The organism is Polaromonas sp. (assembly GCF_016185115.1).
Lineage (GTDB): Bacteria > Pseudomonadota > Gammaproteobacteria > Burkholderiales > Burkholderiaceae_C > Polaromonas.
Genome location: NZ_JACPOF010000029.1, coordinates 450,115 through 464,221 on the forward strand (window position 1 = coordinate 450,115; position 14,107 = coordinate 464,221).

Annotated in this window: 5 protein-coding genes and 1 pseudogene; 3 read left to right on the forward strand and 3 right to left on the reverse strand. The window is 60.9% G+C overall.

The window, feature by feature from the left end:
- Positions 1–70 precede the first annotated feature (70 nt).
- The 3 genes from ppc (at position 71) to HYX42_RS20920 (ending at position 11,671) form a co-directional block, all read left to right on the forward strand.
- Positions 71–2,956 (forward strand): phosphoenolpyruvate carboxylase, encoded by a 2,886-nt coding sequence (gene ppc, locus HYX42_RS20910; protein WP_293406788.1) that lies wholly within the window; start codon positions 71–73, stop codon positions 2,954–2,956.
- 161 nt (positions 2,957–3,117) lie between these two features.
- Complete coding sequence (locus tag HYX42_RS20915; RefSeq protein ID WP_293406790.1) at positions 3,118–3,357, forward strand: hypothetical protein; 240 nt, start codon at positions 3,118–3,120, stop codon at positions 3,355–3,357.
- A 4-nt stretch (positions 3,358–3,361) separates the two neighbouring features.
- Complete coding sequence (locus HYX42_RS20920; RefSeq protein WP_293406792.1) at positions 3,362–11,671, forward strand: glucoamylase family protein; 8,310 nt, start codon at positions 3,362–3,364, stop codon at positions 11,669–11,671.
- A 7-nt stretch (positions 11,672–11,678) separates the two neighbouring features.
- Here HYX42_RS20920 and HYX42_RS20925 read toward each other — a convergent pair whose 3' ends face one another.
- From HYX42_RS20925 to HYX42_RS20935, 3 genes and pseudogenes are all read right to left on the reverse strand, one after another.
- Positions 11,679–12,875 carry an amidohydrolase family protein gene (locus tag HYX42_RS20925; RefSeq protein ID WP_293406794.1) on the reverse strand — a complete coding sequence of 399 codons (1,197 nt, stop codon included), beginning with the start codon at positions 12,873–12,875 and terminating at the stop codon, positions 11,679–11,681.
- A gap of 26 nt (positions 12,876–12,901) precedes the next feature.
- Positions 12,902–13,606, reverse strand: a complete 705-nt coding sequence (locus tag HYX42_RS20930) for a TetR/AcrR family transcriptional regulator (protein ID WP_293406796.1) — start codon at positions 13,604–13,606, stop codon at positions 12,902–12,904.
- A 65-nt stretch (positions 13,607–13,671) separates the two neighbouring features.
- Positions 13,672–14,107: pseudogene (locus HYX42_RS20935) on the reverse strand (ferredoxin--NADP reductase); the annotation flags it as partial.

The following is a 14,107-nucleotide window of genomic DNA, read 5'->3' on the forward strand; positions in this document are numbered from 1 at the left end:
ACTGGTAACCTGCCTGTAATCCTGAGGGGAAGGTAATGCTAGCATGCGAGCTTCTGAATCAGAGGGACACATGGTTACTTCCGCACGCACTAAAAAGAACAACGAAGCCGTCAAAACGGGGGCTGAAAAGAACAAAACGGCCGGCCGTTCAAGAGACAACGAAAGGCCCCTGGTCGAAGACATACGACTGTTGGGTCGCATCCTGGGTGATGTCATCCGTGAACAGGAGGGCGTAGCCGCCTATGAGCTGATTGAGCAGGTGCGCAAGCTGTCAGTCGCCTTTCGCCGCGATGCCGACCAGGATGCCGACCGCGCGCTCAAGAAGCTGCTCAAGAGCCTGTCCGGCGACCAGACAGTCAGCGTCATTCGCGCCTTCACCTATTTCAGCCACCTCGCCAATCTGGCCGAAGACCGCCACCACATCCGCCGCCGCGCCATTCACGAACGTGCCGGCGACACCCAGGAAGGCAGCATTGAAGTCGCACTGGCCCGCCTGCGCTGGGCGGGCATTGCGCCCAAGACCATAGCCAACACCCTTGCCCACAGCTTTGTATCACCCGTGCTCACGGCCCACCCGACAGAAGTGCAGCGCAAAAGCATTCTTGATGCAGAACGCGACATCGCCCAGCTGTTGACCGCACGCGACGATATCAAGGCACTGGCCCTGGCCGTCACCGCTGTCAGCCCGGCACGCGCTGCCCGGGATGCGCTGACACCACGCGAACTGGCCGCCAATGAGGCACAGCTGCGCGCGCGCGTGATGCAACTCTGGCAGACACGCTTATTGCGTTTCTCGAAGCTCACGGTGGCAGACGAAATCGAAAATGCCCTGAGCTACTACGAAGCGACCTTTCTGCGCGAGATCCCCAAGCTGTACGCAAACCTGGAGCGCGAGCTGGGCAACCGCACCGTGCACAGCTTTTTACGCATGGGCCAGTGGATAGGCGGCGACCGTGACGGCAACCCTAATGTGAGCGCCGCCACCTTGAATTACGCCCTGGGGCGGCAGGCCGAAGTAGCCCTGCGTCACTACCTGACGGAAGTCCACTTCCTGGGCGGAGAACTGTCCCTGTCAGCCATGCTGATCGATGTCAGTCCCGACATGAAGGCACTGGCGGAAAGCTCCCCCGACACCAGCGAACACCGCAAGGACGAACCATACCGCCGTGCATTGACCGGCGTTTATGCCCGGCTGGCGGCGACGTTAAAAATGCTGACCGGCGGCGACGCTGCACGTCATGCGGTTGCGCCACAAAATCCGTACCTCAAATCGGAGGACTTTCTTGCCGACCTGCGCACCATCGATGCATCGCTGCGCGCCAATCACGGCGAAGCGCTGATAGCGCAGCGCCTGCACCCATTGATACGAGCAGTAGACGTATTTGGTTTTCACCTGGCCACCGTCGATTTGCGCCAGAGTTCAGACAAACACGAAGAAGTGATTGCCGAGCTGTTGGCAGTAGCGCGGATTGAGCCCAAATACTCGGATCTGCAGGAGACCGCCAAACGGGCGCTGCTGATCAGGTTGCTCAATGACGCCAGGCCCTTGCGCGTTATAGGCACCAGCTATTCCGCGCACGCACAGGGCGAACTCGCCATTTTTGAAGCAGCACTGGCAGCCCGCGCGCGCTTCGGCAAAGAGGCGATACGCCACTACATCATCAGTCACACCGAAACCGTGAGCGACCTGCTGGAAGTGCTGCTGTTGCAAAAGGAAGTCGGCCTGATGCACGGCACGCTGGACCACCATGCCACCAACGATCTCATCGTTGTCCCGCTGTTCGAAACCATTGAAGACCTGCGCAACGCCGCACCCATCATGCGCGAGTTCTATGCCCTGCCCGGCATTGCCCAGCTTGTGCAACGCAGCGGAGCCGAACAGGACATCATGCTGGGCTATTCGGACAGCAACAAGGACGGGGGCATTTTTACCAGCAACTGGGAACTCTACCGTGCAGAAATTGCGCTGGTGGAACTGTTCGACCAGCTGGCCAATACGAACAACATCCAGCTCCGCATGTTCCACGGGCGCGGCGGCACGGTGGGCCGTGGCGGTGGTCCCAGCTACCAGGCCATCCTTGCCCAGCCGCCCGGCACAGTGCGCGGGCAGATACGACTGACCGAGCAGGGTGAAGTCATCGGCTCCAAGTATGCCAACCCCGAAATCGGCCGACGCAACCTTGAGACGCTTGTCGCCGCCACGCTTGAGGCCACCCTGCTGCAACCCACCAAGCCCGCCACCAGGGATTTTCTTGAGGCGGCAGCGACACTCTCAAGCGCCAGCATGGCGGCCTATCGCGCGCTGGTCTACGAGACGCCCGGTTTTACTGAATACTTTTTTTCATCGACACCGATACGCGAGATCGCGCAACTCAACATCGGTTCGCGCCCTGCCTCCCGCAAGGCAACCCAAAAAATTGAAGACCTGCGCGCCATACCATGGGGTTTCAGCTGGGGACAATGCCGACTGACCTTGCCAGGCTGGTACGGCTTTGGCTCTGCCATCGAAGGCCTGCTTGACCAGGGCGGCACGCCGGCAGCCCGAAAAGAGGCATTGGCCCTGCTGCAAAAGATGTACAAGCAGTGGCCCTTCTTCCGCACGCTGCTCAGCAATATGGACATGGTGCTGGCCAAAAGCGACCTGGCGCTGGCCTCTCGTTATGCCGAACTGGTCGGCGATGCAAAACTGCGCAAGCGGATTTTTACCGCAATAGAAGCTGAATGGCATCGCACTGTGGGCGCACTGGCACTTATCACTGGCGAAAAAACCCTGCTGGCCGGGAATGCAGCGCTGCAGCGCTCCATCCGCCACCGCTTCCCCTATATTGATCCCCTGCACCACCTGCAGGTAGAACTGGTCCGGCGCTATCGCGAAGGCCAGGCTGATGAACGCGTGCAGCGCGGCATTCATATCTCCATCAACGGCATTGCGGCTGGCCTGCGCAACACCGGATGAGATATTCATTTCCGGCCTGTCTGTAGGTCGGGTCCTATACAAAGTGCGGCGTCTTCCGATGCCTGCACCAAGGGTTTGCCCGTAGGATGGTTTTCGGGGCAATTGCCTGTGGCAACACAGCTGACGCCTCCCTAGAACCCATCAGCCTGCGGAGCACTTTCATGTCAGCGACCCTAGACAATCCTGCACCTTTTTCCATCACACCTTCGACGTCCACGCCGGACTTTGTTTCCAGCGATATTGCTGCACTGGCGTCGCACATGGACCGTTGCGCCAGCACACGCAGCCGCATGTTTGGTTTGCATGTCGCACTTGAATCCGTTCATTCGTTCATATTTCCGCGCATGGTGACCGCCGCAGTGATTGCGGTGGTCCTTCTGGGTCTGGTCAGCACCGTCTGAGGGTGTGGCAAACAGCACCCTTGACCGGCTTTCCACCTTAAGCCCCTATGCCCGGAAGATCCTTGGTACCGGAAATCGCGAATCAGAACCGCTGATACGCGCCGAACTGTTCGGTGCGCAACGGTTTGAGCAGCATGGCCGCAGCCTGGCAAAAGCACAGGCAGTCAAACAAAAGTCCGGCTGGAGGGGAAGCACCTCGTTCTTTCCACGGGTCCATGAAAACATAGCCGCGCTTCGCCTGGCTTATGACTACATTGCCACCATCTCGCACAGCGGCCAGTACGTCACGCCCGCTGCAGAGTGGCTGCTGGACAACTTTCACCTTGTAGAGGCACAGCTTCAGCAGATTCACGAAGGCGTGCCCAGGCGCTATTACGCGCACCTGCCCAAACTTGCCGAAAAACCTCTGGAAGGATTGCCGCGCGTTTACGGCATTGCATGGGCATATGTCGCCCACACCGACAGCGTGCTGGACCCGGTGCTTTTCACCGCGTTTCTCGATGCCTATCAGGAGGTCAGCGAACTGAACCTTGGCGAGCTGTGGGCGATGCCGACCACCCTGCGCGTTGTTCTGCTGGAAAACCTGCGCCGTGTGGCAGACCAGATTGCAGACGGCAAGGCGGCCAGGGAGGCCGCACATGCGGTATGGGACACCGGCACGCACCTGAGCGAAGCGCAACTCGACGAACTGCTGGAGTCCATGCGCCAGCGCGGCCTTGAACGGAATTTCCTCACACAGCTCTGGCAACGCATGCCCGACCAGCCGTCGGACACATCGGCGCGCCTGGCGCACTGGACTGCCAGCCACTGCGCCAATGGCCTGTCGCTGGTAGCCGAAAGCCAGACAGCACAGGTGGCTGCCAATCTGACCATCAGCAACATCATCAACAGCCTGCGCCTGATCGGCCAGGTGGAATGGATAGACCTGATAGAACCGGTCAGCCGTTCGCTGCGAGTGCTCAACCAGTTGCCCAGCTTTGAGATGGAGAGTGAAGGCACCCGCCAACAGATCACGCAGTCCATGGAAAAGATTGCACGGGACACTGGCGAATCCGAGCTCGCCGTTGCTCAAGCCGTTGTGAGCCGGGCCCGACTCGCAGATGCCGAATCGTCCGGCGGGGAGGAAACCGCAGGCTACCACCTCATTGGCCCCGGCCTTGAAGCCCTTGTCAATACGTTTGGGACACACAAGCCTTCAAGAATTACGCGCCCTGCCGCAAAACCCTCAGGCACACACGCCTGGAGGCTGGCGATTTACCTGACCGTATTGCTGACAGGCACACTGCTGGTGCTACTCGCCATTGCCCGCTATCCGCATGGTGCAGCGGACATACATCTGATGGGGCCTGGAAGCTGGAAAACCTGGCTTGCCCTGCTGCTGATGACCATTCCCGCGTCGGAAGCCGTGGCAGCCCTCATACACCGCATCGTCGCGGAATCGACCCGCGTCAGGTCCATGCCAAGGCTTGATTTCTCTGCGGGCATTCCTGCGGAACATGGCGCCCTGGTCGTCATTCCATGCATGTTGACGTCCGTTACAGCCATCCGCGAACTCACAGACCGCCTGCGCCTGCACTGGCTGGCCAACCTCGAAGACAACGCCCAGTTCGCATTGCTCAGCGATTGGCCAGATGCCCCGCAGGCGGGTATGCCCGGCGACAGCGCGCTGTTAAAGGAAGCCCTGATGCAAATCAGGACGCTGAATGATATTTACCCGGTCCCTGAGGGCAATGCCCCACGCTTCATCGTTATTCACCGGACCCGCGTATGGTGCAGCACTGAAGGCCGCTGGATAGGCTGGGAGCGCAAACGCGGCAAGCTCGAATCCCTTGTACGGTTCATCGCCACGGGCGAAGGCTCCGGGCATGCAGCAGCACTCGATGCGGCCACGCCGCCGCGCAAGGTGGCAGCGGGTGATTTTTATTTTGCCGAAGGCATGCGTCTGGCGACTGGCATTCGCTACATCCTCACGCTCGACAGCGATACCGGCCTGCCGCCCGCAGCGCTGCGGGAACTCGTCTCGATCGCGGCGCACCCCCTGAATGCGCCTCACATCGACAGGACCAGCCGTCGCGTCACCGGTGGCTACGGGATATTGCAGCCGCGCGTTGTCACGCCGCTGCCAGAAGACGAGGAGCGTTCTGCCTTCCACGCGATGTTTGCGGGCCAGTGCGGCATAGATCCCTACAGCAGCGGCACCTCTGACCTGTATCAGGATCTTTTCGGGCTCGGCACGTTCACAGGCAAGGGGCTGCTCCATGTCGAAGCAATACACGCCGTCCTCGACCGGCGCTTTGCGTCCGAGTCAGTCCTCAGCCACGATTTGCTGGAAGGGACGATTGCACGCTGCGCCTATGTCAGCGACGTGGTGCTGGCAGAAGACCATCCCCATCATGCGGGGGTGGACGCCTCACGACTGCACCGGTGGACCCGCGGCGACTGGCAACTGCTGCCACTGATGTTCAACGCCAGCGCTTACGGCATAGACCGGCTTGGCATCTGGAAGATGCTGGACAACCTGCGCCGCTCCCTCGTCGTACCGACATCCCTGGCCCTGCTGGCCTGGGTGATTTTTACCGGTGCGCTCCCCATGTCAAAAACCATTGCCGTGGTGCTGGCGACCTTTCTGGCCGGCCCGCTGCTGGGTGCCCTGGCAGGCTTGATACCTACACGACGGGGAATTGTGCTGAGGCACTTCTTCCACGTCGGCATGACTGATCTCTGGCGCTCGTTCGCAGCAACTGCATGGCTGTTCACGCAGCTTTTCACGCGTGCAACGCTCATGCTCGATGCGGTTTTACGCTCGTTATGGCGCCTGGCCATCAGCCGCAAACATCTGCTGCAATGGACCACAGCGGCACAGGCCCAGGCGTCCGCGAAGTACGCCCTCAAGTCCTTTCTCCGCGAACATGCCCTTTCCATGATTCTTTGTCTGGTTCTGGCCGGCCTGGCACTGCGCAGTCCTCATCCCCTGGTGGGCGCGGCGCTATTCCTGATCTGGGCTTCGGGCCCCATTGCGGCCTGGTGGGCGAGCCTGCCCATGCGTACAGCAAAAGGCAGGCGCATCGGGACAGAAGACCGCGCCTACCTGCTGGAACTGGCGCGCGACACCTGGCGCTTCTTCGAACGGGCGGTAACCGCACAGGACAACCATCTGCCGCCTGACAACCTGCAGGTAGACCATGAGCCCACCATCGCGCACCGCACCTCGCCCACGAATATAGGGCTCTACCTTCTGTCCGTGGCGTGTGCGAGGCAGTTCGGATGGCTGACCACCGCGCAGCTCATCAAGCGCCTGCAGGCCACACTGGCAACCATCGACCGCATGCCGAAACAGGATGGCCACCTGCTGAACTGGTACCAGACCGAGACGCTGGAGGTTCTTCAACCCGCTTACGTATCTGCAGTAGACAGCGGCAACCTCGCCGGCCACCTGATCGCCGTGGCGGGCGCCTGCTACAGCCTGGCACGCAAGGCAGATTCGACGGCAGACGAAAAGAAGACGCTGAACCTGATTGCCGAACAGTGTGAACGCGTTGCCATGGCCATGGATTTTCGGGGCCTTTACAACCGCAAGCGCCACCTGTTTCACATCGGCCTGCGGGTGCATGAGCATGCGCTGGATGCCAGTTACTACGACCTGCTGGCCTCCGAGTCACGCCTGGGCAGTTTTCTGGCGATTGCCAAAGGTGACGTGCCGCGCCGCCACTGGATGGCGCTGGGTCGGGCCTTCCTGTCGGTCGGCGTTACGCCCGGCCTCAAGTCCTGGTCGGGCTCCATGTTCGAATACCTCATGCCCTCGCTGGTCATGCAGGAACCAGACCAGGGCCTGCTTCGCATGTCGGGCCTGGCGGCTGTCGCCGAACAACAGGTTTACGGCCGCGACCATGACCTGCCCTGGGGGGTGTCCGAGTCGGCCTATTTTGCGCAGGACCATTCGCTGGCCTATCAGTACTCGCCTTTCGGCGTACCCCGCCTTGCGCTCAGGCGCACGCCGCTGTCAGAGCATGTGGTGGCACCCTATGCCACCGTCATGGCCACCATGTTCATGCCACGTGAAGCCGTTGCCAACCTGCACAGACTTGAAAAACTCAAGGCCAGGGGTGAATACGGCTTCATGGATGCGGTGGACTTCACGGCCTCACGCCAGCCGCATGCAGAACCCTTCAGCGTGGTGCAGAACTACATGGCGCACCACCAGGGCATGTCGCTGGTGGCCCTGTGCAATGTGCTGTGTGGCCACGCGCCGCAGCGCTGGTTCTCGCGGATGCCGCTGGTACGTGCCTACGAGACCCTGCTGCATGAACGCTGCCCGCGCCAGATCATCAGCAGCGCCAACCCGCGCAGCCTTCCCGAGTACGCAGAAGATACCCCGCTCAACCCCTTCCAGTCGCGCAAGGTCAATCCGGTTGATGGCCAGTGGCAACCCACGCACCTGCTGTCGAACGGTCGTTACAGCGTGACACTGCGCGCCAATGGCGCGGGCCTGAGCCGCTGGAGCCAGCATCCCATCAGGCACAACATCAGCCGCTGGCGTGATGATTTGCTGCGCGACCAGTACGGCACCTTCATCTATGTACGGCCGGACGGCGCTGCCAGCCTGCATTCGCTGACGGCCCACCCGGCGCCACATCCACAATGGCAGTACAAGGCACGCTTCCTGGCCGACAGGGTGCAATTCAACACACGTGGCAAGGATCTTGAAACCTCGACTACCGTGCTCGTCAGCCCCGAAGATGACACCGAGATCCGCTCTGTAGTACTGCAGAACATGACGGATGAGCCCGTCATTCATGAAGTCATTTCATATTTTGAAGTGGTGCTGGCAGATGCGCGCGCCGACGAAGCACACCCCGCATTCTCAAACCTGTTTATTGAAAGCGCGTGGCACCCCGAATGGCGCGCCATGGTCATGTCGCGCCGCCCGCGTCTGCATGGTGAACCCGTTCTGTCAGCGGCGCATTTTCTTGCAGAAGCTGACGCGGACATCCTGTCCGTGGACTGCATCGCAGACCGCCGCACTTTTCTGGGTCGCAACCAGGAGCGCTCGCAACCCCAACCGGGCACCCAGCTCTGGAAGGGCGAGCACACCCCTGTCAATGGCCTTGACCCCGTGGCCTGCCTTCGGATACGCGTACGCATACCGGCTCGGGGCGTGGCACGCCTGGGTTTTGCCACTGCAGCCGCACAGGACAGGGATGACCTCGTCGCCCGTATCGACAAATACCTCCAGCCCATGCACGTGGAGCGCGCCACCCGCATGGCTGCAACGCTCGCGCAGGTCAGGCTGCGTGACCTCGGCATCAATGTGGAAGAAAACGCAGCGCTTCAGGATCTGACGACTGCCCTCCTTTACAGCAGCGCGCGCACGGCGCGTCACGCTGCGGCCCCCACACGACCTGACGCCGCACCGGTAGACCAGCGTCAGCTCTGGCGTTTCGGCATCTCCGGCGACAAGCCCATCGTGCTGGTACGCATACATTCCAGCGAAGGCCTGGCGCTGGTGCAGTCACTGTTACGCGCCCAGCCCTGGTGGAGCTTCGGTGGGCTGCCGACGGATGTCGTCGTTCTCAACAGCGAGGCAAACTCCTATCTCTCCCCACTGCAGCGGGAAATACTCGCCCGGCGCGACCGGCTGAACCAGAAGGTGCAGTACAGCTTTCCACCCAGCGACGCGGCCGGCTTCTATCTGCTGCGCGACCATGAGGTCACCGACTCGGAGAAGGCAGCGCTGGCGGCACATGCGCGTGTGATTTTTACTGCGGACGGCAGGCCTCTCGAAACCCAGGTGCAATCTCTACGCACTGTCTGGGGACGGCAGGCCAGCATTGCAGAGTCCTTCCCCGACGCAACCAGACCCGCAACCGGGGGGCCACTTCCTGCTGCTCCCCGCAACACACCCCGGGGGCTGTTTGATGCGGCAACCGGTGAGTTCCGTTTTGACATTCACGCAGGGCAACGGCCACCGCGTCCCTGGGTCAATGTGATTGCCAATTCGTCATTTGGCTTCCAGGTGTCCGAAGCCGGCAACGGCTATACATGGGCCACCAACAGCCGCCTGCACCAGGTCACGCCATGGAGCAACGACCCTGTCCAGGACCAGACGCATGAACACTTCCTGTTGCAGGACGTCGACTCCGGCCACCTGCTGCAACTGGTGCCTGTGTCCGATGTCTACACACCCGGCAGTTCCGGCACAGGCCACCGCGTTCGTCATGGCCAGGGCTATACGGTCTTTGAGTGCGAGCACGAACACTTGAGCATGCAGACCACTTTTTTCGCCGACCGGACAGATGCCGTCAAACTGGTGCATGTACAGCTGCGCAACGGCGGAACTGAGGCACGCTCCTTGCGCGCACTGGCCATGGCTGAATGGCAGATGGGCGCTGTCCATGCAGAACGCCGCACGCTGCAGACCTGGAGCCCCGCTGGCCTGCCAGTGGTCATGGCGCAGCAGCGCGAAAGCCGGGCAGGATTTGGGGGTTCAACGGCCTTTCTTGCCCTGGCCGGCATGCGGGGCCTGGTGCAATGGACCTGCGATCGGGGCGAATTTTTTGACCAGGCCGGAAGGCTGAGCCTGCCCAACACGCTGGGTCAACGCCACGGTGGCGGCCTCGATCCCTGCGGCGCTGTTGCCAGCAACTTCACCGTATCCGCAGGAGATGTCGTCAGCTTCAGCTTCATCCTGGGTCACGCGCCAGATGCCGCCCGGGCGGAAAAGCTCGCCACTGCCTGGCTCAGGCGCGACATGCCCGAAGCGCTGGCGCACGCCAAAGGTTTCTGGAACGACCTGCTTGGCAACGTTCAGGTGCGTACGCCAGACCCGTTGTTTGATGCACTGGTCAACCGCTGGCTGCTCTACCAGACGCTGACATCACGGCTCTGGTCAAAGGCCGGCTTCTATCAGGCCGGTGGCGCGTTTGGCTTTCGCGACCAGTTGCAGGACAGTATGGCTTTCGCCGTCGTGGCGCCCCAACGCCTGCGCGACCAGATTGTGCTCAACGCTTCGCGGCAGTTTGCCGAGGGCGATGTGCAGCACTGGTGGCATGCACCGGGCGGCGAAGGCGTGCGCACGCACTTCAGCGATGATTTGCTATGGCTACCGTTCGCCTGCGCGCACTATGTCGATGTGACCGGCGATATCGCCATCCTTGATGAATCAGTGCCCTTTCTCGATGGTGCAACCATCCCGGAGGGCGCCGAAGACGCCTACTATGCACCGGCTATCAGCGACCAGTGGGCTTCGGTGTACGAACATTGCGCCAGAACCATAGACCGCAGCCTGCCTGTCGGCCAACACGGCCTGCCACTCATGGGAACCGGCGACTGGAATGACGGCATGAACCGCGTGGGCCACGAAGGGCGCGGCGAATCCGTCTGGCTGGCCTGGTTCTTGTGCAGCGTGGTTCAGGGCTTCGCGCCCATAGCCGCAGCCCGGGGCGAGAACGAACGTGCACAGAAATGGCTGGCTGCGCGCGAAGGCTGGATCAAAGCATTGCACAGCCATGGCTGGGACGGCGAATGGTTTCGCCGTGCCTTCTTCGACAACGGCGCGGCACTCGGATCATCTGCGAATGAAGAGTGCCAGATCGACCTGATCGCGCAAGCCTGGTCCGTGCTGTCTGGCGCATCAACCGACACATTCATCCAGCCGGCCATGCAGGCCATGAGCCGGCAGCTGATTGACGACAAAGCAGGCCTGCTGCATTTGCTGGCCCCGCCGCTCGAGAAATCTGCCAACAACCCCGGTTACATCCAGGCCTACCCGCCCGGCGTACGGGAGAACGGCGGCCAATACTCCCACGCCGCCGTCTGGGCCATGATGGCGCAGGCACAAACCGGTGATGCCGACGCCGCATGGGAAAGCTTCAAGGCATTGAGCCCTGCCCACCGCACTGAGCACCCCGCCCGCGGCGCGGTGTATGAACTGGAGCCCTATGTCATGGCCGGAGACGTCTACGGTTCGGCACCGTATGTGGGGCGTGGCGGCTGGAGCTGGTACACCGGATCGGCAGCCTGGCTTTATCGCGCCGCACTGGAGAGCATCCTGGGCCTGCGCATGCGGCAAGGTGTGCTAACGCTTGCGCCGTGCGTGCCTTCCGGCTGGCCGTCGTTTGAAATAACGATCCGGCTGGAAGGCCGCGAAACCCTTGTCCGCTGGGAGCGTGAAGACAGCCAGGCGCCTGAAAGCTTCAAGCCGCATACGGTCATCGCTCCGGGTCAGACCCTCACACTGTCAGAACTGCCGGACAAGGCATCTGTGCTGGTCACAGGAGTCGCTACGACGTCTTCCAAGGCAGGCGCAGGCACCTGAGCACAGTTCATGCGTGGGCGAGAACTTCAGGAATAGCTGTAGCAGGCGGCGTGTTGCGGCTTCGGCCGCTGCGCACCAGACCGTCAATCATGACCATGCCAACACCGGGAATATCACCGCGCTGAACGCTGTCCAGAAGGTCCATGCCAGCCGTGTGCTGGGCTTTATCCAAAAATACAAAGTCTGCATCACGCCCGACTTCAATCAACCCGCAATTGAGCTTGCGAATCTTCGCCGTGTTGCCGGTTGCGAAACAGAAAACCAGCTCGGCAGGAATGTTGCCAAGGCTGGACAGCAAAGCGATCAGGCGCAGTATGCCCAGCGGCTGAACACCCGACCCTGCCGGGCCATCGGTACCCAAAATCACGCGGTGCGGGCACTTCAGTTGCAGCGCCGCCTGCGCAGCAGCAATCGCCACCTTTTCATTGCCGTTGTGCACGATTTCAATCGCACGTGATGATTTTTCACACAGCTCGCACACATGCTGCTCGGACAGCGAGGTGTGGCCACCATTGATGTGGCCTATGACATCAGCATCGGCCTCCAGCACCACGTCCTTGTCGATCAGGCCAGAGCCCGGAATCGACGGGCCGCCCGTATGTATGGTGCTCTGTATGCCGTACTTGCGTGCCCAGGCCACCATCTCTTTCGCCTCATAACCCGCCTTGACCGACCCAAGACCAACCTCACCGAGCAGGCCAACCCCGGCTTCAGCGAGTTCCCTGAAATCCTGCTCGACCATACCTTTTTCAATCACTGGCGCACCCGCCAGAACCTTCACCCCGCCCGGCCTGAAGTTGTCAAACGCACGCTGGGCAGTGATGGCCAGGGCTTTCAGTCCGACGATGTCCTTGGGACGGCCTGGCAGGTGAACTTCGCCTGCAGAAATCATGGTCGTCACACCGCCATGCATGGTCGAATCGATCCAGCCGATCTGGTTCTGGCGCGGGGACCAGTCACCAAACACCGGGTGCACATGGCTGTCAATCAACCCCGGGCAGACGCAGGTCTGATGTGCGTCGATCACCGTTTGTGCATGTTCGACATCGCAGTCCTTGAGCTTGCCCACCGCCACAATCAGCCCGTCATTCACGACGATGGTGTCGGCATCGAGTATCGGTTTGTCGATATCGCCGGACAGCAACAGGCCGATGTTCCTGATCACGACTTTTCCGGACTTTCCGGTGGCTGTAGCTTCTGCCATGGGCTGGTCTTTCTGTGGGTTGGTATTTATGAGGGTTTCAGCATCACAGTGCGCTGCACCGTCATGATGATGAAGTCCTGCCAGTCGGCCATGGCCTGCGGCGCCTGCAGATCTTCACCCAGGAAGGCCGTGAGGGTGTGGCGGTTGGAGATATAAAAATAACCTGTCGCAGCAATGAGCAGATACACGTTGCGCGCCGAAACGTCATTGCGAAACACACCTTTTTTAACACCACTTTCCAGCAGCTGGCTGATGATGGCGATAGCCGGGGACGAGTATTCACGCGCCCGCAGCGACTTTGAAATATGTTTGCCGCGATGCAGGTTTTCGGTATTGAGCAGCGTGATGAATTCAGGATTTTTCGCGTAATACGACACCACGAAGCGGATCACGTCCTTGAGAGATTCCACGGGCTTTTCTATGTCCAGCGACAGTTTGAGCTCTGCATCGTTCATTCGGCGGTACATGTCTTCCAGCACCTCGATGAACAGGCCTTCCTTGCTGCCAAAGTAGTAATAAATCATCCGGTCGAACGATTTCGCCGATTTTGATATCTTTTCAACGCTGCCGCCGTCGTAACCGTAACGCGCAAAAACCCTGGTGGCGGCACGCAGGATGTTGTCGCGCGTGGTTTGTGCCGCCTGTTCACGCACGCCGGGCGCTTTGGCTGATTTGACCGTTGCGCGCCTGGGTGTAGCCGCTCGGGGCCTGGTCGTCTTTGCTGCGGTCATGGTGCCTGTTGGTGTATCCGGTGACAACATCCTACTTGAGGCCTGCTGTGTGGCGCATCAATCTTCTACTTCTCTGCAAAAGCACGCTCGACCACAAAGTCGCCAGGCTTGGACGTGGTGCCTTCCGTGAAGCCCCGCGTCTCCAGCATGTGCTTGAGGTCTTTGAGCATGTGCGGGCTGCCGCAAATCATCACGCGGTCATTGGCGACATCAAGGTTGGGCAGCTTGAGGTCTTCAAACATCTTGCCGGACTCCATCAGGTCGGTCACCCGACCCATGTTACGGTAGGACTCGCGCGTCACCGTCGGGTAATACAGCAGCTGCTTCTGGATCATCTCGCCCAGGAACTCATGCTTGGGCAGGTGGTCCAGCACCAGGTCGTGATAGGCCAGCTCGTCTGCCTGGCGCACGCCGTGGACCAGGATGACCTGCTCGAAGGCTTCATAGGTGGCCGGATCGCGGATCACGCTCATGAAGGGTGCCAGGCCCGTGCCGGTCGAC